At 66.7% G+C, this 19,362-nt stretch carries 19 protein-coding genes; 1 reads left to right on the top strand and 18 read right to left on the bottom strand.

The window, feature by feature from the left end; genetic code table 11:
* Positions 1–2: 2 nt before the first annotated feature.
* From C4B68_RS34245 to C4B68_RS34160, 18 genes are all read right to left on the bottom strand, one after another.
* Positions 3–2,870 (bottom strand): fibronectin type III domain-containing protein, encoded by a 2,868-nt coding sequence (locus tag C4B68_RS34245; protein ID WP_099500392.1) that lies wholly within the window; start codon positions 2,868–2,870, stop codon positions 3–5.
* Positions 2,871–2,873: 3 nt separating this feature from the next.
* A complete protein-coding gene (locus C4B68_RS34240; RefSeq protein WP_099500391.1) occupies positions 2,874–4,079 on the bottom strand; it encodes a hypothetical protein in 1,206 nt (401 codons plus the stop codon).
* On the bottom strand, positions 4,079–8,473 hold the full coding sequence (locus C4B68_RS34235; protein WP_099500390.1) for a coiled-coil domain-containing protein: 4,395 nt from the start codon (positions 8,471–8,473) through the stop codon (positions 4,079–4,081). The genes C4B68_RS34240 and C4B68_RS34235 overlap by 1 nt, the downstream gene beginning before the upstream one ends.
* A 276-nt stretch (positions 8,474–8,749) precedes the next feature.
* On the bottom strand, positions 8,750–9,157 hold the full coding sequence (locus C4B68_RS34225; protein WP_099500388.1) for a hypothetical protein: 408 nt from the start codon (positions 9,155–9,157) through the stop codon (positions 8,750–8,752).
* A gap of 8 nt (positions 9,158–9,165) precedes the next feature.
* Complete coding sequence (locus tag C4B68_RS34220; protein ID WP_099500387.1) at positions 9,166–9,726, bottom strand: hypothetical protein; 561 nt, start codon at positions 9,724–9,726, stop codon at positions 9,166–9,168.
* 3 nt (positions 9,727–9,729) lie between these two features.
* Positions 9,730–9,894, bottom strand: a complete 165-nt coding sequence (locus C4B68_RS42220; protein ID WP_167459219.1) for a hypothetical protein — start codon at positions 9,892–9,894, stop codon at positions 9,730–9,732.
* A 7-nt stretch (positions 9,895–9,901) separates the two neighbouring features.
* Positions 9,902–10,354 (bottom strand): hypothetical protein, encoded by a 453-nt coding sequence (locus C4B68_RS34215; RefSeq protein WP_099500386.1) that lies wholly within the window; start codon positions 10,352–10,354, stop codon positions 9,902–9,904.
* Positions 10,354–10,728, bottom strand: a complete 375-nt coding sequence (locus tag C4B68_RS34210) for an HK97 gp10 family phage protein (protein WP_104880027.1) — start codon at positions 10,726–10,728, stop codon at positions 10,354–10,356. Before C4B68_RS34210 ends, C4B68_RS34215 begins: the two co-directional genes overlap by 1 nt.
* 99 nt (positions 10,729–10,827) lie before the next feature.
* Positions 10,828–11,157, bottom strand: a complete 330-nt coding sequence (locus C4B68_RS34205; RefSeq protein ID WP_143674290.1) for a hypothetical protein — start codon at positions 11,155–11,157, stop codon at positions 10,828–10,830.
* A gap of 2 nt (positions 11,158–11,159) precedes the next feature.
* A complete protein-coding gene (locus C4B68_RS34200; RefSeq protein WP_099500384.1) occupies positions 11,160–11,603 on the bottom strand; it encodes a hypothetical protein in 444 nt (147 codons plus the stop codon).
* A 4-nt stretch (positions 11,604–11,607) separates the two neighbouring features.
* Positions 11,608–11,991, bottom strand: a complete 384-nt coding sequence (locus C4B68_RS34195; RefSeq protein WP_099500383.1) for a hypothetical protein — start codon at positions 11,989–11,991, stop codon at positions 11,608–11,610.
* A 68-nt stretch (positions 11,992–12,059) separates the two neighbouring features.
* Positions 12,060–12,965: a phage major capsid protein gene (locus C4B68_RS34190; RefSeq protein WP_099500382.1), complete on the bottom strand. Its 906-nt coding sequence runs from the start codon at positions 12,963–12,965 to the stop codon at positions 12,060–12,062.
* A 135-nt stretch (positions 12,966–13,100) separates the two neighbouring features.
* On the bottom strand, positions 13,101–13,910 hold the full coding sequence (locus tag C4B68_RS34185) for a hypothetical protein (protein ID WP_143674289.1): 810 nt from the start codon (positions 13,908–13,910) through the stop codon (positions 13,101–13,103).
* Positions 13,911–13,942: 32 nt separating this feature from the next.
* A complete protein-coding gene (locus C4B68_RS34180; protein ID WP_099500380.1) occupies positions 13,943–14,980 on the bottom strand; it encodes a hypothetical protein in 1,038 nt (345 codons plus the stop codon).
* Positions 14,977–16,524: a phage portal protein gene (locus C4B68_RS34175; RefSeq protein WP_099500379.1), complete on the bottom strand. Its 1,548-nt coding sequence runs from the start codon at positions 16,522–16,524 to the stop codon at positions 14,977–14,979. The genes C4B68_RS34180 and C4B68_RS34175 overlap by 4 nt, the downstream gene beginning before the upstream one ends.
* 45 nt (positions 16,525–16,569) lie before the next feature.
* Positions 16,570–18,135 (bottom strand): hypothetical protein, encoded by a 1,566-nt coding sequence (locus C4B68_RS34170; protein WP_099500378.1) that lies wholly within the window; start codon positions 18,133–18,135, stop codon positions 16,570–16,572.
* Between the two features lies 1 nt (position 18,136).
* On the bottom strand, positions 18,137–18,376 hold the full coding sequence (locus tag C4B68_RS34165; protein WP_099500377.1) for a hypothetical protein: 240 nt from the start codon (positions 18,374–18,376) through the stop codon (positions 18,137–18,139).
* On the bottom strand, positions 18,373–18,972 hold the full coding sequence (locus tag C4B68_RS34160) for a hypothetical protein (RefSeq protein ID WP_099500376.1): 600 nt from the start codon (positions 18,970–18,972) through the stop codon (positions 18,373–18,375). Before C4B68_RS34160 ends, C4B68_RS34165 begins: the two co-directional genes overlap by 4 nt.
* A 129-nt stretch (positions 18,973–19,101) precedes the next feature.
* Between C4B68_RS34160 and C4B68_RS34155 the strand changes: the two genes are divergently transcribed.
* Positions 19,102–19,296: a hypothetical protein gene (locus tag C4B68_RS34155; RefSeq protein ID WP_099500375.1), complete on the top strand. Its 195-nt coding sequence runs from the start codon at positions 19,102–19,104 to the stop codon at positions 19,294–19,296.
* Positions 19,297–19,362 lie beyond the last annotated feature (66 nt).

Raw genomic sequence — 19,362 nt, 5'->3', positions numbered from 1 at the left:
CCTCAGATCCTGAAGCACCAGAAGTAGAGCGACCATCCGCCGTTGGCGGCCGGGGAGATGGTGATGGTGAAGCCCGAGGTATCCGACCCTGTGATCGCGTAGGAGTGCACGACGTCGTCACGGATCGACGTGAGGGGCAGCGGCTGGGTGAGCATTGTCGCCCCGTAGCCGACGGAGAAGCTCGTTGCACCCGACGTCGCCACCACCGACCCGGTGAACAGGCCCTCATTGGAGTCGGCGGAGACGAAGTCTCGCCAGCGGCCGATATGGCGCGTCACACCGGATTGGAACCGCATGAGGTTCGCCGTCGACGCCGTGCCGTCGTTCCAGCCGAAGGTCCCCACGTTGGCGCTGGCGAGAATGGTTCCGCCCTCTACTCCGTCACGGTTGAATCCCGCGAACAGGGCGTCGGGCTGGGCCCATACGTATCCGCCGCGCCGCTGCTGGGTGTCGCTGCGGATGGTCTCCAACTGAGCTGATCCGACGGCGAGGTATGTGCGGGATGCGCACTGGACGCCGTCGTCGTCGTAGGACGAGCTGTTGGCGCCGAGGTTGACGTCTGTGCCGCTGCTGAGGGCGTTGATGAAGCCGTAGTCGCTGCCGCTGCTGGGGTAGAAACGGATTTCGGGGAGGATGGAGCTGGGGTTGATGTCGAGCCTTTGGCCAGTCGTGCCGGATCGTAGGCGGCCGAGGATGGACACATCGCCCGTCGTAGCGTCGGCGAAAAAGGTGCGGGTTCCTGCGGCGTCATAGGCCTCGAACCCCGACGCGCTCATTTCTGTACGTGCTCCGGTGTCGGCGGTCTTGATGCGGGCGCCGACGATCCAGTCCGCAGAGATCTCCCCAGCGGTGACTTTGGAGACGGTCAGGTCGGAGATGTGCGCGTCATCGATGAGCAGCGCGGTCGCAGACGCCGCATCGGACGGACCGCTCTTGTTGCCGGTCTTATCGACCGCGACAACGCGCACGTAGCGGGCCGACGTCTCCTCGACCTGCACGGTGGCCACAGCGGGAATCTGCGCCTGGATCATTCCCGCCGTGGCATTGACCTTCGCCTTCAGGGTGTCGTTGCTGGGGGTGAAGGTCGGCTCGTAGTCAACGTGGATCTCGAGGTGCTGGAGGTCCGACTCGAGGTTGTAGGTGCCGCCGCTCGACACACCGAGCGTGTGCGTGATCTGCAGGGCGATCCGCGACCCAGCCACCGACGGGGCGGCCGGAGTGGACGGTGGGATGTTGTCCTCGGACGCAACGAACGTCGTGATGCCCGACCAGGCTCCCGTATTCCCGGCCTTGTCGACGGCGCGGATCTGTACGTCGTAGCCGACGCCGGGGCTCAGGTCGTTGAGTTGGGCGGTGGATTCGCCCCAGGCAACGTACTGCACCTGCCACTTCTGGTCGGGTGCCGCGAACGGCTGCGCCCAGATCTGCAGGTCCATCCATCGCACTTGGGACACCTGGGACCAGGTGGCCGGGTAGATCATGTCGGTGTCGACGGCGTATCGGATCTCGTAGTGGTCGCCGTCGAGGACGGTCGAGCCGTCGACGTTGAGGGGCGCCGTCCACTGCACGATGACGCGGGCCCTCGTGTATCCCCGGCCGTCCAGGTAGGCGGACCCCGCGAAGGGGGTGACGAGGACGGGTGTGCCGGGGATGCTGGTGTCCTGGCTGGGCCGTGATCCGACGGGTTGGGTGCCGGATCCTTCGAGGGCGCGGGCGAAGCCGCCGACGGTGACGTAGACGGTGTGGGAGCCGTCCCATTCGACGTGGTCCGTCAGGTCGTACCAGACGCCGTTCGCGTCCCGATAGGCGACGGTGTACCCCTCCGTGACAGGCCATTTGGCCTCCGTCACCTGGAGTTTGATCGGGTTGAGGCGCTCCCCGCGGAACGTGATCTCGTTCGCGTTGTCGACGAGTCCGGCGTTGGGGTCCCACACCCACACGTAGTCGCCGACATCGAAGCTGCCCTCGATGTAGTAGTTGTCGGTCTCGACGACGAGTTCGTCCTGCGACGCCGTGTACTGCGACAGCAGCAGGGCGGCCCGGGTGTCGGCGTTGGTGACCGTGGTATCCGACTCGCTCGCCAGCCGGGTCAGCTTGAGCGTCCCACCGTGGATGTCCTTGTACGGGTTGAGGCCGCCCGAGATGTCCGCCGAGCCGGTGGCGATCGACTCCCCCTCCCCCTCGGCGAGCAGGACGACCCGGGTGCTGAAGTCCTCCATGTCGCGGCTGACCCCGAAGGCGCCCGGCACGGACTCGATCCCGGATGTGTCCTTGCCTGAGGTCTTGCGGGAGATCACGCACCGCGGATCGGTTACGAAAAGGTTCGCCTCGGGTCCAGCATCCAGCGTTCCGTTGCCGTTGACGCGCCAGCCGACCTTCTGTCCCGACGAGGCGGTGAACGTCTCGCACACGTAGGTGATCGCCTTGCGGGGCGTCTCGTACTGGTGCCGACCGGAGTAGTTGCCGGGCACCGCGTAGATCGTGCCTGCGGTGACGGCGCCGGACGCGGGCAGCAGCATGTTGATCGTGGTGGCAAAGCTGGCCGAGGCGGGCTGGACGGCGTTCTCGTAGACGTCACCCTTGTCTTCGTCGTCGCCGAGCCACATGGCCATGCCGACGCCGCCGAGCTCGTAGCCCTGCTCGACCTGCTTGGTGCGCCGGTCGTCGCCGCTGTTGCTGCGCTCACGGACGACTCCGACGTAGCGGGCCGCAGTGAGGAGGTTGTCGCCGTATTGGGCTGGGTCGAGGCGGCCGGAGATGAACGCCACGTGCCCGAAGTAGCCGATGGCGTCCCACGTGTCGGGTGGGGTGGTCGGCTTGAGGGTGAGGTCCCAGGAGCCGAGTGCGCCGAGTACGTCATTGACAGCCACCGGTCACCGCCTCACCGCATAGATCGTCTCCGGTAGACAGGCGATGTACATGTTCCGCAGGTCGGTTGCCGCGTCGCCCGATACGGCGCTGCTGCCGCCTGCGGCAACGCCGATCCAGAAGTCGAGGGTGGTTGACGCCGCTTTCTGCACGCCGCCGTTGGTGTGCGCGGCGAAGGTACGCGCGGAGCCGCAGGCGAACTTGTTGCCGTCCGCGTCATTGCTGGTGGCGACGACGTAGCCGGATGCGGCGAATGACGTGTTCGTCTCGAGCGTGGACCGGTAGGCGGCGAGGGTGTTCGATGTGGTGGTTTGCAGGTAGCCCTCGACCGTGCGGGAGCCGCGGCGCAGCGTCAGATCCAGTGTGGCCCGGCCGGGGTTGAGGCCCTTGGACAGCCGGAGGATGACGTGCTCGGGGTCGTTGCGCAGCAGTGTGGCCCCGTCCCACGACGTGATCGACGACGCGGACCCTGCCACGGACACGTTCCACAGCTTGCTGTGCCACGCCCCGCCCGTGTAGGCCTGCACGTCGAACGAGGCAGACGCCGCGATGGCGACATTGACCAGGCCGTTCGTCAGGGCCCATCCGGTCGGCGATAGGGACTGGTCGACGCCGCACAGCTCCGTTCCGTTCGAGGTAAGCCGCACGCGGCCGTTGAGGTAGCTGCTTGGTGCGCAGCCCCAGCGCGGTGACGCCCCGGTGGGGATGCTGCGGTAGACGGTCATGGCGCCGTCGGCGCCGGTGCGGGTCATCATCGTCGGGTTGCTGGTGCCGGTCTGGTAGCCGTAGTGGCCGATCGGCGGGGCATGCCAGCGCTCCCCCGTCAGGGAGAAGTCGTTGACGCGGATGGCGCCGGTGAGCCTGCTCTGCAGGTCGACCTCGGCGTCCGAGCCGAGGCGGGTGAGGCTGAGCTTCCAGTCGCTGGTGACGACTTCGGTGCGGTACTCGGTGTAGTCCGCGCTGACGGAGTCGACGTTGACGTAGCAGTTGCGTTCCGGCTTGTCCGTGAAGGTCAACGGCAGGACGCAGCCGGACTCGAGGGCGGTGATGTTGTCGTGCCGCCACACCAGCTCGGTGCGGGTGAGCGGCGGCGACGACTCCTGCCCCTCGAGGTCGAGGGTGCGCGATGTACCGGCCGACTCGCCTTCCTTGAAGGTCTCGCGCAGCAGCAGCCTGCCGACCTTGAGATCTCCCCAGTCGCCTTGCGGCATCAGCGCCTCCGCTGCTTCTGGTAGTCGAGCAACGCGTCGTTGATATCCCTGGCCATCGCCACGGCGAACGCCTTGCGTTCGGCCGGAGCCGGCAGGGTCATCGTGTTGAACACGGGGTTGAGGTGGACGACGACGCCCGGCCCTGCCGTAGTCGTGGCCGCGCCGGAACCCGCCATGAGGGCGGGGCGCATGCGCAGGGCTGCGGCGTTCCCGGACAGCAGGGTGTTTCCCTTGGCGAGCCGCTTGACCCAGCCCTGCTCGACTCCTTGGAAGGCGAAGTCGCCGATCGGTTCCATCACCTTCGACGGGCTCTGGATCCCAAGGCTTTTCTTGATGGCGGCTTCCATGCTCTTCGCGATGGCCATCATCGTGGCTTCGATCTTGTCCTGCTGGGCGGTGAGCCCCTTCACCAAGCCCTCGCCGGCCCTGATGCCAGCCCCGTACATGGCATCCGCGGTGACTGTGCCCGCCTTGTTGGCCGACGTCTGGAGCTGCTTCTCCAGGGCGTTGATCTGCGCGATCTGCTCCGGGGTGGCGTTGAGGAGGGACTGGGCTGTGGCCATGCCGCCGCCCGTGATCCCTGCCTGTGCTATCTCGCTGATGGACTGGGCGTTGAGGCCCTTTGCTTTCAGCTGCTCAAGCTGCTTGGCGAACTCGGTGGTGCGTCCGGCGTCCGAGGTGAGCTGCTTTATCAGCGTGTCCGGTGACGTCCCGTACTTGCCGATCTTCGTGATGTTGCCGAAGGACACCAGCGAGGAGGCGACGCTGGTCTTGAGCGAGTCGAACTTGCCCTTCAAATCCTCGAGCTTCGACTTCGCCCCTTCGAGCGCCTTGTTGACGCCCTCAAGCTTCTTCTGGTTCGCGATCAGCGCCTTACCCGAGGAGTCCAGTTTCTTCAGCAGCGTCGACTCGGTCTTGCCGTGCGATGCCGCCTTGATCTGCCCGCTCACCTTGTTCAAGTTGGAGACAAGGTCGCTGACGCTGGCTGGCACGCCCAGCGCTTTCTCGAACGGGTCCCGCTGGTAGCCCGCCATCGTGCCGAAGTGGCTGATGCCGAAGTCGGAGGCCAATCCCTTCTTGGCGTCGCTCTCCGCTTTGATCGCGGCCTTCTGCTTCTCGGTGAGCTTGCCGCCCTTCGCGAAGCCGGGCGGGCGGAAGCGGCCGTCGTTCACTGCCGCCATGAACGCGTCGCCGTACTTCGCCACGGCCGCCGCGCGGATCACCCACTCGCCATTCGACAGCATCGCCGGAATGCTGTCCGACGTGCTGGTTCCAGGCCCAGCAATCCGGCCGCCCGGGGTGCCGCCAGCAGCAAACCCGATCGGACCACCTGAAGCGCGTCCGGGAGCCACGACCCCGTACCCCTTGTCGCCCGGCGCAGTCCCCTTCACCCGGTAGATCGACGTGAAGTAGCTGTTGACGTAGGTGTTCGCCGTCTTCCCGTTCAGGTTGGACAGGGCCCTGTTCACCTCGCCGATGCTGCCGATGGCCTGGCCGTTCTTCGTGAACACCTCGGTGCGGCCGTCCGGCAGGGTCCTGGTCTTGTACCCGACCGCTTCCAGCGCCTTGATGGCGGCAGCGTTCAGGGTGTCGACCTTGACTGTCTTCGCCCCCGGCGTCTTCTGGATCGCCGCTCGCACCGCCTCAAGGCCAGCGATAGCCTCCGCCCGCTCCGCCTTGATCATCGTCTTGACCTCGGACGGGATACCAAGGAGCTTGTTGACGTACTCCTCCGCCGCCTTCTTGTTCCCGCCGAAAGCCTCCGTCGCCAGACGCATCATGGTCGAGCGCAGCTTGTCCGACTTGCCGGTCATCGACTCCAGCGATTCGCCCGCGGCAAGGCTCGTCGCGAGCATCTCGTCGTGACCCTTAGCCGCCTGCGACATAGCCAGACCGTTCGCCTGGCCGGCCGCGGTGTCCTCATTCAAGGTCGCGCCATGTTCCTTGAACGATGCGGTGAGGGCATCGATGCCCGCCTCGAACTGGATCCGCGCGTCATGCGCAGACCGGTTCACGTCGTTCAGGGCCAGGAGGCTCGCCCGCAAGCCATCAGCCGAGGCCTTCTGGGCGTCCAGTTTCGTCTTCGTCTCCATGGCCTGCTGCCCGAAGATTCCCATGCCCTGCGCGGCAAGCTTCTGCTCCGCCTTGAGCGCGGCCACCGAGGCACGGTACTCCGGGAAGAGATCATTGATCTCCTTCATGGAGAGGCCCTCGGCCTTCAGGGCGTCGCGCATCATGTTGAAGTCCTGCGCGGCCTGCTTGCCGTAGCCGGACGACACCATGCCGGACATTGCCTCGTCGAGGCTCTTGAAGTCGTCCTTCAGGGCGTTGAGGCTCTCGCCGCCCTTCGACACGTCGTTGATCTTGCTGGCGATCCAGTCGGCTGTGTCGTCGAGGCCAGGGATACGGAACCCGAGCGCCGTGTTGTTCGCCTTGTCTGCCTCGGTGTGCAGCTTCTTGACCTTCTCGACCAAGCCGTCGAGGTCACCGAACGTCTTCTGCAACTCGCCTGTGAACTTCCCCGTCTGCGACAGGTTCTTCAAACTCGTCGCAAGCCGGTCCACATCCGGTGGCGCACCCCGCGCCTTGTCCGCCAACTTGTCGATGCCGATCGCGGCTATCGCCAGCACACCCAGCCCGATGCTGGCCTTCTGCACAGCCGTCATGCTCGCCGCGGTCGCCCGCAGCGTCGGGCCCACGCCAGCGGCGCGCATCACCGCGAAGTAGGCGCCCAGACGCGCCACCGCACCAGACGACGCAGCGGCCGACACCATGCCCACACCAACGCTGACCAGCTTGAGAGCGGCATAGAGCTGCAACATCGTCGACAGGGTGCTCGTCGGAATCGCGGTGACGAGCTTGGCGAACGCACTCACGACACCGAGGACACTGACACCCATGTCGGACGCAGCAACCACCAGGTGTACCGCGGCCTTCGCTAGATTGCCCAGCGCGTCCGCGACCAGCGGCCCGTTCTCGCGGACGTAGTCCATGAACCGGTCCAGGTCCGAGCCGATCGCACCCGTGTCCAACGCCTGCGAGAACTTCACCATGCCCAACGTGGCCCGCGCGAGCGCCCCCCCTGACCACCCCGCCAGCTTGTCCATGAACCGCTCGAAGCCCGCAGTCTGCATACCGCCGGCGAGGACGTTCAGCATGTTCTCAAGCTGCGCCGAGGTGCTCCGGACAACGGGTGTCAGCCGCGGCAGCATCGCCTGGAACAGGCCGAGTGACTTGGTGACGACCGGCATGGTGTCCGCAGACAGGGCGTCGGACCAGTCCTCGTATTCGTCTTTGAGGACGCTCAGGGCTGCTGCGGCCTGCTGTGTGGGAGCGGGCATCTCCGCTAGCGCCAGCTGTGTCTGACGGGCCGCCTTGGCTGCTTCTTCCGAGCCGCGGCCGTGCTCGCGGACCGCGTCCTGGTATTTCTTGGCTGCACCGCTGGCCTTCGTCATCTCCGCGACTTGCTGGCCGATCGCCAGCCCGAACGTGGCGACCCCGGCTGCGGCTGCAACGGTGCCGGCTGCGATGGGGACGGTCGCCGCGGCGACCGGGATGAGTGCGGTGGACAGGCCGCTCGCGGCGAGCATCAGCTTCCGCATACCGCCGGATGCGTCCCCGCTGGAGGATCCGAGGCCGCCGAGGCGGGGACGCAAGGCGCCCATACTGCCGCCGACACGACGCAGCACCCCGTCGAGTTCGTCCATATCGCCGCGCAGTGCCCGACTGCGGGCGGCGAGTGTGTTGAGCCGGCCGTCGGTGCTCTCGGCCCGGTTGGCGATGGTCCGCAGAGCAGTCGAGGCGCGCGCCGTCGTGTCCCGGAGATCGCTCATGGCGGCCGCGGTGGCCGCTGCCCGCCCCCGCAGGGTACGCAGCGCACGCGACGCGCCCTGCGCCGCGTTCTCCAATTCCTGGAGTGCCAGGGCGGCGGCGGCCGAGCGGATGGCGAGGGTAGTCAGGGACTGGCCTGCGTCACGGGCATCGTTACGCAGATCCCGCATGGCCTGCGCTGTAGCAGTGATCTGCGTGGCGTCCCCGTCGAAATTGACCTCGAGGCGGACCGGGCTCTGCGCCTTCAGGTCGGCGATGGCAGCCTTGACGGTAGCCACCCCGGCGCTGGTGTCGTCGTCGAGTTCGGCCTTGACGCGGATATCGCCCGCGACCGCGCGCAATCCGGCCAGGGCCCGTTCGGCGTCCTCGGCTCGCTCTCCCAGCCTCCCCAGGGACTGGCCGGCGAGTGACGCCCGCTTGCCCAGGTCTTTCAGCGAGTTTGCGGCGGCCTGCGCGGCGGGGCTGAGGCCGCCCATGGTTCGGATGAGGTCTTGGATCTCGTCTTTGGCGTCGCGGGTTCTGGCGTCGACTTGGACGTGACCGGACGCGACGAGGAAGGACATCGGGTTACACCTCCGCGCGTTCGATCAGGCCGGGCATCATCAGGTTCATTGCGTCGACGGGCACGTCTGTTTGCCCGTCGTGCGGGGGTGCGGGTTGGTCTTCTTGTTGTTCGGCGGCCAGGCGTGCGGCGAGGACGCTCTGGTAGGCGGGGAGTCGGGTCGCTCGGGCAAGGAATCGCTTGGCTCCGACCACGGTGCGGTCGAGGTCGATGCCGTAGATGGCGAGGAAGTCCGCGTCCAGGTCGTCGTAGTAGTCGACGATCCAAGCGTGGTCTGCTAGTTGCCGGGTGAATCGGGTGAAGCTTTTCCCTGCTCCCCCTGTACGTCGTCGACTTTGGTTCGCTGGAAGAACAGGTCGTTCACCCGGCTGCTGATCCTGTCGAACTGGTCCTGGTTGATGCGGCGCTGCTCCAGCAGGCTGACGATCTTCTTGAACTGGGGCGTGCCGAGGATGAGTTCGGTGAGGTACATGGTTCCGAACCAGGCACCCTCGGTACGCATGTAGTTCATGGCGAGGAACACGAGCCGCTCGTCGATGACCTTGGGGACGGTGATCTTTTCCCCGTCGATCGTGAAGAGGGTGCGGCGTTCTTCGGCCTGCTCCGCCGGTTCGGATGTGGTGATCTCGAAGATCTCCTCGTCCTCGTGCGGGTGGGCGGGACGTGTTGTGGGTGCTTTGGGCATGCGGGTTCCTAGCTGGTGGCGTCGACGAGTTTGAACGGGGCGATGACGGAGCTGACGTAGAAGCCCTGCCACTTGACGGTGAACAGGGTCTGGCCGTCCTTCTTGTAGGTCGATTCGACCTTGTCGTTGGACAGGCAGCGGCGGATGATGAAGCGGCGTCGTAGCTGGTTGGGGGCGTAGCCGTCGAGGATGACGGCCCGGTAGGTGGGCTGTGTCGCGGACGAGGCGTAGATCGGCTCGAAGCTCTTGAAGCCGGCCCCCGAGGCGGCGGTGCCGTCGTTGAGCAGGTACTTGAGGTTCTCGAGGGTGGCCTCGGCGAGGTTCGTTTCGATGGTGAACATGCGCTTGGTGAGGCGGGCGCCGGGCTCGTCGACGATCTGGTCGACCTCCAGCGGCGTGTACGTCTGGTCGACGGTGAGCTTGACGCCGTCCTGCGTGCCACCCAGATCGGTCCAGGAGGACGCGGCGGGGGTCGTGTTGACCGCGGTGTCGAGGGGCTCCGTGGCACCGAACGCCCCGATGTACAGGTCGGCCGGTCCCATGATCAGGTTTGTGGTGGTGACCGCCATGTCCTACTCCTTGCTCTTCGCTGCGGCGGTGGTCTTGGCCGGTGCGGCGGCAGGAGCAGCGGCCGGGGCGTCCTCGATGAGGAGGCCCTGTCGCTTCAGGTCGGTGTACTCCGCGTCGGAGACCTCGACCTCGAGATGGGGCTGGATGGTGGTGCGGACGATCGGCATGGCGCTCCTAGAGGGTGATCCAATGCAAGGCGAGATCGGCCGAATAGCGGGCGCACGAGGCGTCATCGGCCGGGATCCGGCGCGGCTCGGTTATGAAGTGGGCGGTCATGACGCGGGCCTGGGGGTAGCCGGACGGCAGGATGAGAGTTCGCTGCATGCGCGCCGTGTCGTAGGTCGCCGCGACGATCAGCTCCATGAGGCTTGCGGCCTTACCCCACGGCGGCTTGCCCGAGTTCCGGTTGACTGCCCATGCGTCGACCTGCACGACGGGCTCGCGCAGCGCGTAGTGCAGCTGCGGGGTTCCGCCCACAATCATGGGCACCTGCACGAACCCGTTCGCCTCCCACGCGGCCTGGTCCGATGGAAGGGTGGTCGCGACCTGGCCGGCCTCCATGCCAGCAGCGCCCTGCAGCCAGGCCACGGCAACGAGTTCGGAGTTCGCACGCGGGGTGGCGGCCATCAGAGTGCCTCCCGCCTGCGCATGAGTGCGGGCCGGAGGAACGGCTGCACGGGGGTGCCCGGGTGGTTGACGCGAGCAACAGGGTGCCTAGCGCCGGGCCAGTACAGGGCTTTCCTGTTGACGGGGGTGATGACGTGCGGGCCGGACCCGAACTCGACGGTCATCCAGTATTCGACGTCCCGAACTCCAATGCGGGCGGTCAGATCGTTGACCTCACGGTAGATACGCGATCGCATCAGTCCGGTGTCGACGGCGGCCAGCCGCTTGGCGTCCGTCTCGATGCCCAGTGCCACCGATTCGAGGAAGCGGGAGGATGCATGGTCGACCTCTTCCGGCCATGCGGTGTTGACCGTGAGCGTGAACGCAGCGCTCATCTCTCCTGCACCTCCTCTACGGATGGCTGTCGGTGCCTGCCTGGCTGGCCGTTTACGGGCCGCGGGTGCCGGGCGGGGCGGTGTTGCTATGTCGGAGCCTCAGGCGGCTCGTCCTGTGCGTTTCAGGTCCGCGCGCAGGGGCTGCGCGAGGACGGGGTTGGAGTTCTTCGTGACGGAGACGACGATGTAGATCTCCTGCGTCACCTCGTCCTTGATCCGCTTGTTCTCATCGACCGCGGTGTCCGGGGGCAGGCGGCAGATGTGGGTGCGGACGATTCGTTTGATGCCGGAGACCGGCTCGGATGCGGTGCGTGTGGACTCGACTAGCGAGGCCGGGATGCGGGAGGCGAGGACGGTGTTGCCGTCGGTCTCGTCCCCGAACTCGTCCTCGCTGGTGCCGCCGAGAATGCTGACGGTGGTGGTGGCCACGTTCATCCGCGGCCGCCCATCGGCATCCACTGCTGCTGGTCGTCGGATGCGTCAGCGAGTGCGTTGGCGTAGCGGCCTGCACTCTCCAACGGGGTCCGCAGGTGGATGGTGCGTGACCGCATCCAGGAGCAGCGCTGCAGCGCACCCTTCGCCCTCGGGCCCAACGTCATCGCCTTCTCGGCAAGGTTGGCGACGATGCCGTCCTGCTGGACCTGGTTAGCGTCCAGTCGGGTGTTGAGGTCGAACTGCCCCTTCTCCCACGCCGCCTGGTAAGCGACGGCACGGGCGAGCCAGTACAGGTCCCGCAGCCGCATGCGCGGGGTGTCGGTGTAGATCCGGTTGCAGAACACCTCGACGCTGGACTGCGCCCGAGACAGCTCGGCATCGGTCACCGTGACACCGGTGATGTCGATGACCTGCTGCGGCGTGGCCCAAGCGTCGACCATGGCGCTACTCCGTGCCCTCGATGACGTCCCGCGGGGTGGTGGTGTCCTGCGGGGTGTCATCGACAGACGACGGGACCGTCCGCACGCTGTAGGTGAGGGTCACGGAGTACCCGTCGGGGTGATCCTCGGCGCCGTCGAACGAGACGTCGCCACGCGGGTGGAGGCCGCGCTGGATAGCCTCGTTGCAGACGGCCGCCCCGTTCGCCTTGTGCGCCTCGTCCTCGTCGCGGGCAGGCCACGACGTTTTGAGGACGACGAACTCCTTGACGTACCGCAGGCCTTCGGCGCCGTCCGCAGACCGCTCGTCGACCTCAGTCTCCGGCTCGCCTTCCTGCGCCGGGAACTGCTTGGCGCGGACGCTGGCTGCCGTCTTCTTCGCTGCTGCCATGGCTTCCTCCTTCCGGTAGGCCTGCACCGCCCAGCCACAAGGGCGGTGCAGGGGTGGGGAAGTGAGGGTCAGCCGACGAGGATGGACGCGCCGGCCGGGTGGCCGTAGGCCCAGCCGCGGCGGGCACGCATCTTCAGCAGCGACTCGTCGGTGAGGGCGGAGGTGCCGTCGCGTCCGTCGATGAACACGCTCTCGGGGCCGGAGCGGATGCCGAGGAGCATGAGGTCGGTGGAGACGAACGCCATGAGGGGCCGTCCGGTCGGGGCGGCGGTGGCGGTAGCGTGCTGGCGGGCGCCGAGCGACCAGTGGATCGGCACACTGAAGATTGTGTCGGGAGTTCCGGCGAGGCCCTCGATGAAGATCGGGCGCTGCTGGCTGTCCTTGATGCCGCGCATGGACTTCTTGAACGACGGGTGCGCGATGGAGATCATCGTGGCCGGGTCGTAGTAGTCGCCCGCCTCGACGTCGCCGATGGCGGTGGAGTAGTCGTCGTAGGTTGCGCCGGAGGAGGCCGCGGTGGTGATGTTGTCGCCGCCGGTGTAGCCGAGGGTGGCGTCCGTGGTGTTGAGCAGGCTGTACAGCGACTGGAAGGGGACACCGGCGCCGGGGGCCGCGGTGACGCCGAGGCAGGCGTTGTCGAGGATCTTCGCGTAGGAGATACCCCAGTCCTTCATCTTCACGGCGAGCGTGTTGGGGAGGGCATCATTGATGTCCTCCTCGGCGATGCGGACGACCTTGCCGAACTTCTTGGCGGTGAGGACGACGTCGTCGTTGAGGCTGGTGTCCTCGCCGTAGGCGCCGCCCTTGTCGATGACCTCGACGCCCATGCCTGCGGAGCGGGGGGCGTGGCGGGTGTCGGACGTCATGGGGAGGCGGTTGGCGAGGGCCTCGATGACGGACGTCTGGGTGATTCGCTGGATGACCGCGGAGTCGTACTCTTCCGGGATCCAGGCCTCCATGGTGTTGCGAGCCATTGAGCCCTCCTGCGGGCGGCGTGATGGGGGTAGCTGGTGGGCTCTGGCCCCATCACGGGCGCCTTCGCATACAAGGGCGGTGGCCTGATCCGATCACCGAATCAATTCATCGCACGACGAATATACCTTGGAATGTCAAGCGCGGCCCAGGACACGGGCCGCATGCTGTTCCGCCGCCGACTTCGGCTTCTCCGGTGCCGCCGGACGGGGCGCACCCGTCGGCCGCGCCTTCGGCTTCGACCTCGGCGCGGCGAACAACTCCGGGTAGTCGGCACGCAGATCGTCGACCGCAGCCTCCAACCCAGACACGGCCCCGTCCTCATCCACGTCGAGAACGTCGGTGTCGAGGAGCTTCATCAGCCGGCTCAGCCGCGACTCGCCCTTCTCCCTGGCCTCGCGCGAGTTGGGCTCCTTCTCCTCCGACAGGAACGCCAGCGCCCCGGCCTCAACGAGCGCAGAGCGGGCCGCGGTGCGCACGAGCGGGGCACGGAACTTCTTCTCACCCTCCTCGCGGGCCAGGCGCAGCGCCTTCTCGTGCTCGGTCTCGTCGGCGCGGGTCTTCTCTTCCAACTCCTTGTTGCGCAGCCGGTGCCGCTTCGCGTCGTCGTTGGCCTTCTTGAGGGCGGCCTGCGTCCGCTCCCACTCCGTGCGTGATGGGGCGACGTAGTCGTCGTCGCCCGGCTTGGGGGCGGCCTTCTTCGCGGGCGGTTTCGGCTTGGGCTCCTCGTCCGGCTCGGCTCCGGGTTCTGCCTCGGGCTCGTCGCGGTCAGGGTCCTCGGTGCCGGACTCGTCGCCCATGTCGACATCGGTGTCCTGCTCGTCGCCTTCGGCGCCGCCTGCGATGTTGTAGACGGGGCGGCCTGCGACGTAGCCGACGATGGTGCGCGGCGGCAGGCTGATGCCGCGGACGGCACGGGCCACCGTGCGGCGGGGAAAAGTGTTCATGGTGCTCCCATCGCGGGGTTGCGGGTTGCCCATCACGGGCCGGTCGGGAAGGTGCGGTCGGCAAAGCGGCCGGCCCGGACGGCTTGAGCGGCGAACTCCTCGACGCTCTTCGGTAGACCTGCGCCGGTGCGCAGGAGTTCACGGGCCGCCCGGATGCGGGCGGCGCCGGATTCGGTGGGCAGACTCCAGCCGCGGGCGATGGAGCGGCGGGCCTCACGGCGCAGCGAATCCGGGAACGAGATCACGCCGTCCTGTTTCCAGGCGTCCTGCCAGGCAGTGACACGGCATCGGCAGCTCGGATGTTTCGGCGGAGCGGCCAACGCCTCGCCGCGGCCCCGCTGGTTCGGGTCCCAGGACAGGCCGGCTGGGAACTTCGCCTCGGCGGCGACGGTCAGGCCCGCATAGGCAGCACAGTTGACGCAGGCATCGCGTTCGGCGATCCACACCTTCTTCTCGCCCGCATGCTTGATGGCTGTCTCGGCCGCTTCGTTGACGGCCTCGTTCACGGTGGTGGTGATGTGGGTGCGGACGGCCGGGATGGCGCTGCGAGCCACGCCGATGCCGGTCTGTACTTCGCTCCAGCGGCGGGTCCGGTTGGGGCGGAGTGCGGCGAGGGCCCGGTCGCGTCTGTCGGTGACGGCTTGAGTGATGGCGGCGGCTCTGGCGCGCAGCGCCCCGGAGACGCGGCTGGTGACTGGCCGGTTGCGGCGCCCGGTAGCTTCCGAGACGAAGGCGGCGTGCTGCTGTGCGCCCAGCATGACCGCTTCGGCGAGCGCTTCGGTGAGGACCTGCTCGGCGCGCCTCCCGAGCGGCGTGAGGAGGCGTCGGATCGCCGCCCGAATGCTCGCCAGAATCCGCCGCAATGCGCCGGGATCGCTTGCCTCGGCAGCCACGCCACCGAATGCAGTGACCCAGGCAGTGAGAGATCTCTGCGACAGGATCGTGAACCGGTCATCGAGGGTACCTACGGCGCGGACGGCGATGCGGTCTTCGAGAACCCGCACGGCGTCGGTCTGCTCGCCCTGCACCAGCTCGGCCAGTTCGTCGTTGGCTGCACGGCGGGCCATCATGTCCTCGCCTCCACCCCGGCCAGCAGTTCGATGTCCGACAGGGCGCCGTTGAGGAGGGCATGCGCTTGGGCGTTGTCGATGACGCCGAGCGTGGCAGCGGCGCCAAGCTTCTGGGCGGAGTCGGCGACAGTTGCGAGGATGTCGACGCGGCGGGTGAGCTCGGCGTCGTCCACACCCTCCAGCCATTCGTCGACCTGCTCGGCCCGGTAGCCGGCCTCCATCAATGCCTGCTTGCGCGGCACACCGTTGCGGATCTTTTCGCCGACGGTGAGCCAGCCGTCCTTGTCGTCGATGGTGGCGGCGGCCGCCCAGCGCACGTCAACAACCGGGTTCGGAATGCCGAACTGGCGCAGACAGAACACGATCATTTCGCGGTGGGTGGCGCCGATGAACAGCTGCCGGTCACGCACCTTGCGGATGAACGGGGCTTCCTTGGCGCGCACCGACTCGCCGGACGGCTGGTCGCCTTGCGGGTCGAACAGGTGCAGGGGGGTGACGGTGATCTGCGCCATCGCCCGCACGTTGAACATGAGTGGGTTGAGGAAGATCTCCGGCTTGGCCGCGTCGAACTGGCCGACGTTCTTGAAGCCGCGCAGCAGCAGCACTTCGCCGGGCCCGGCTTTGAGGGAGGAGTCGTCGCCGGTGTCGGAGGGGCCGCGGCCGGTGGTGTCCTCGGGGAAGTCGGCGTCGTCCCAGTCGCCGGGCTCCAGGTCGGAGGTGTCGGTGGTGGCGGCTTCGGTGAGGGCGTAGCGCTGCGGGAAGCCCTGGTAGTCGACCGTGCCCATGTGGGTGGCCTGGAGTTTGTTGATGGCGTTCTGTGGGCCGTAGGCACCGTAGTGTTCGGGCTGCCCGTAGGGGTGGTCGTTGCGGTAGTGGAAGACGGGGATCTCGCCGTAGTCGTGGGCGATGTACCACGAGTCGGGGTCGGGTTCGCCTACGGTGCCGTCGCCGTCCGGTTCGGGTTCGGCCAGCCACTCTTCCCAGTCCGTCTGCTGTCCGCCGGTGGTGTCGACCTTCGTCGTCCAGCGTTCGATGCGGTCCGCGTAGTACAGCTCGGCCCGCAGGTAGCGACCGTCAGCCCACTTCTTGATCGCGAACTGTTTGAGGCGCGGGTTCTCCTGCGAGTAGATGACCCGCACCGTCTGCGGCGAGTTGTAGAACATGTCGACCCGCACGACGGTGCCGTTGTCGTCCTCAACGGGCAGGCAGATGAAATAGGCATCACCGAACTCGCACGTGCGGCGGTGCAGGTTGCGGAACTCCAGGTCGAGCTGATTGTCGTCCCACATGCGGGAGATGAGCGCGGTGATCTTCTCGTCACTACTGGAGATCGCGGCGACCTCGAGGCGGTCGACGACCGCGTTGACGGGGGTCTTCGCGAAGTTGAGCTCGAAGTCGATGTTGTGGGCGCGCAGGGCGGCACGGATCTTGCTGCTGGCGAAGATCTCGGGGGCGGTGCCGTCGTAGTACATGGCGGCGGTGTCGTAGTCGGGGCGCGCCTCGGCGAGCTCCTCGATGCCGCACATCAGGTCATCGATACTCACAACCACCACCCTTCATTAGGGTGATGATAACCCTTCACCTTGGAATCAAAGGTAACTCCCGGCGCTTGCCTGCGTAACCTTCCTCGGCTTGTTCGGGATGAAACGCCGGATAGCCGACCCGACACAGTCGACGAGGTCGTCGTGCGGCGCCTTCGGGAAGGCGCACATCTGCTCTTCCAACTCCCGCAGCCTGCGCGCATGGATCACCCGGCCCCGCTGATAGTGATTCAGCACCCCCTCAGCGCGCGTGAACTTGGGCTCCGTCTGACTGACCGTCTTCACCTTCACCGGCATCCCATGGAAGATCGCCTGCCACGTGTCCTGACCCTGATTCACCTCGACCAGGATCAGCCCGATCTGCGGGAACTCATCGAGCAGCGCGAGCACCTTGTCCCGCAGCAGCGGCCCCGGCTGCACCTTCACTGCGGTCGCGACATGCACGGTGCACCGCTGATGCCGGGCCGACCACGACACCACCCCCAAACCCGTGAAGTCGCTGGACCGCTTCGCGGTGACCGCGGGGTCGATCGACAGCATCATGTGCGTAACCGGGTCCACACCTTCGTCGCCCGGGTAGCGGAAGTCGTCCGGCGTCCACAGATCACCGTCCGCGCCGAGCGGATCGTTGGCCATGTTTTTGGCATAGCTCCTGGTCCCCTCTATAGATCGCAGATATTCGATGGGCCACTTCGCCGGCCACACACTGCGCTCCGTGCCGTCGGCGCGCTTCACGATCGGCGGCGTGTAGTGCGCGCGGATCCCCTCGTCGCGAATCCAGTCGGCCGTCTCAACGCCACGAGCATGCTTCACCAACTGGTGAATTACAGATCCAGTCATGGTCACGGTTCCGGAGATCACGACCCGTGCGTAAATGTTCAACGGCAGGATCGCATCGAGGAGCGTGGTGAGCCGCTTTCGGGCAAGATCAGCCGAATAGCTACTTTCATCCGGCTCCACATCGTCCGCCAGTAGGAGGTCTGGACGGCGCTCCCCGATCTTCATACCGAGGTTACTGGAATCGACACCCCGCGCAGCGAACGCGAACCCGGACTCGGCGATGTACATCGCCTGCGTGTCCGCAACGTTCGCCCCGGACGGCCGCTTAGCCGGCGTACATAGGCTGGGGAAGTCGCGGCGCAGCAGCCTATTTCGATCGATTTCAGCCTTGAACGAGGCTAGGTGGGTTTCCGCCTGGCTTGCCGAACTCGCGAAGGCGGCAGCAAATTTGACGTGCCCGTGAGCGGCGGCCCACAGCGGCAGGATCATGAACCACCAAGTCGACTTGCCCATGCTCCTCGGAGCGATATAAGCATCCCGCTGCTGCGCCGGCGCGGTGACCGGACGGATCCAGGCCCGTGCGGCGCGGCACCAGTCGAGGTGCGCATCCCCGAACGTGATCTGCCCTTCGCTGTCGCGGAGATGGTGGCGCAGGTAGGTGGCGGCGAAGAAGACGGGATCCAGGCGTGAGTAAGTGCGGCGCGCTTCCGCGCGCACTTCGTCGTCCTCATGGGTCAGCAGTACCGAGTCGAACTGGGCGAGGTAGGTGGTGAGATCGAACGTCTCGGCGTCCATGCCTTCGAGGTAGCCGCGGGTGCGGGTCGCGGTCGCCACGTCAGTCCTCGCCGACCTCGATGTCGAACTCTTCGACTTCCGTTTCGACGCGCAGCATCAGCATGCCGACGGGCGGCGGGACTTGCCCGGCCTCGGGGCGGATGCGGATGGGGGCGACGATGTCGTAGCCCTGGAGGGTGAGCCGGTCGCGGAGGTGTTGGGTGAGGGCGGCTCGGTAGCCGCCGTCGTGCATCAGCCAGGACGGGACGAGGGATTCGATGAAGTAGGTGCTGCGGGTCACGAGTTACCGCCGTCGATGATGCGCTGCTCTTCGATCTGCACCTTGGCTTTGGCTTCGCGGAGCATCTCCTGCAGTTCGATGTCCTGCTGGGTGACTTCGGTGACTTGGGCGTCGACTTTGGTGGGGGCGTCGAGCCCGAGGAGTTTGCGCTGGGATTCGTTGTTCTTTCGCCGCGCGTCTTCGATCTTGATGAGGCGGTCGATGGCGGCGAGAACGGGGCCGTCGTCCTGGAGGGGTTCGCCGTCGATGCTGATGACGCGGCCGTTGTTGACGGTGATGTGGTGCCGGTCGAGTACCTGTTTGGCTCGGGCCTCAAGCTCGCTGAGGCGGACGAGTTCGGCTTCGAGGCGGGCGAGGTGGAGGGTCCGGTAGGCGTCGATCTTCGGGTCGACGCGGCGTGCCAACTCCTCGCGCAGGAGGTCGCGGGCGGTGGTCCAGGGGATGCGGACACCATTGGTGGGCCCGTTGGGTGCGGCGGTGATCGCTTCGATGGCGCGGAAGGAGTGCCCGTCAAGCTTGAGTTGGAAGACGATGGCCGCCTTCTCGGCGTGCTCGGCCGGGTTTTTCCTCTTGTATGGGTTGGGTCCGCCAGCCATACCCCAGCTCCTCGCTGCCGTTGAATCGCCAGAATTACATCACCTTCACCTTTGAATCGTAGGACACGGGCGCGCATTGGTCGCTAACTCCCCTACCGCAACCGCTGACGCGGGCGCACCATGGAAGGCATGGCAGCGAAGAAGAAGACCCCGAAGCTCGGCTCGGGCAAGCGGTTCAAAGCCGTCGCCGCCTCGGCCCGCAGATCAGGCGCCAGAGATCCCAACGCCGTCGCAGCAGCTGCTGGACGCAAGAAGTACGGGGCCAAGCGCATGGCGAAGATGGCCGCGGCCGGGCGCCGCCGCGCGGCACGCAAGGGGCGCTGATGGTCAGCGACCGCGACGGCAGATGACGTAACGAACTCATCAACACCCATTCCGGACACGCTCGGC

Origin of the sequence: Streptomyces dengpaensis (genome assembly GCF_002946835.1) — a bacterium.
In the GTDB taxonomy this organism is placed as follows: Bacteria; Actinomycetota; Actinomycetes; order Streptomycetales; family Streptomycetaceae; genus Streptomyces; species Streptomyces dengpaensis.
Note: the sequence above shows the minus strand (reverse complement) of the source record. Positions and strands in the feature narration are given on the sequence as shown.

Coding starts and splice junctions, on each gene's coding strand:
- C4B68_RS34240 (WP_099500391.1), bottom strand. CDS start 4,079: ATGCCGCAAGGCGACTGGGGAGATCTCAAGGTCGGCAGGCTGCTGCTG.
- C4B68_RS34235 (WP_099500390.1), bottom strand. CDS start 8,473: ATGTCCTTCCTCGTCGCGTCCGGTCACGTCCAAGTCGACGCCAGAACC.
- C4B68_RS34225 (WP_099500388.1), bottom strand. CDS start 9,157: ATGCCCAAAGCACCCACAACACGTCCCGCCCACCCGCACGAGGACGAG.
- C4B68_RS34220 (WP_099500387.1), bottom strand. CDS start 9,726: ATGGCGGTCACCACCACAAACCTGATCATGGGACCGGCCGACCTGTAC.
- C4B68_RS42220 (WP_167459219.1), bottom strand. CDS start 9,894: ATGCCGATCGTCCGCACCACCATCCAGCCCCATCTCGAGGTCGAGGTC.
- C4B68_RS34215 (WP_099500386.1), bottom strand. CDS start 10,354: ATGGCCGCCACCCCGCGTGCGAACTCCGAACTCGTTGCCGTGGCCTGG.
- C4B68_RS34210 (WP_104880027.1), bottom strand. CDS start 10,728: ATGAGCGCTGCGTTCACGCTCACGGTCAACACCGCATGGCCGGAAGAG.
- C4B68_RS34200 (WP_099500384.1), bottom strand. CDS start 11,603: ATGGTCGACGCTTGGGCCACGCCGCAGCAGGTCATCGACATCACCGGT.
- C4B68_RS34195 (WP_099500383.1), bottom strand. CDS start 11,991: ATGGCAGCAGCGAAGAAGACGGCAGCCAGCGTCCGCGCCAAGCAGTTC.
- C4B68_RS34190 (WP_099500382.1), bottom strand. CDS start 12,965: ATGGCTCGCAACACCATGGAGGCCTGGATCCCGGAAGAGTACGACTCC.
- C4B68_RS34185 (WP_143674289.1), bottom strand. CDS start 13,910: ATGAACACTTTTCCCCGCCGCACGGTGGCCCGTGCCGTCCGCGGCATC.
- C4B68_RS34180 (WP_099500380.1), bottom strand. CDS start 14,980: ATGATGGCCCGCCGTGCAGCCAACGACGAACTGGCCGAGCTGGTGCAG.
- C4B68_RS34160 (WP_099500376.1), bottom strand. CDS start 18,972: ATGGCTGGCGGACCCAACCCATACAAGAGGAAAAACCCGGCCGAGCAC.
- C4B68_RS34155 (WP_099500375.1), top strand. CDS start 19,102: ATGGCAGCGAAGAAGAAGACCCCGAAGCTCGGCTCGGGCAAGCGGTTC.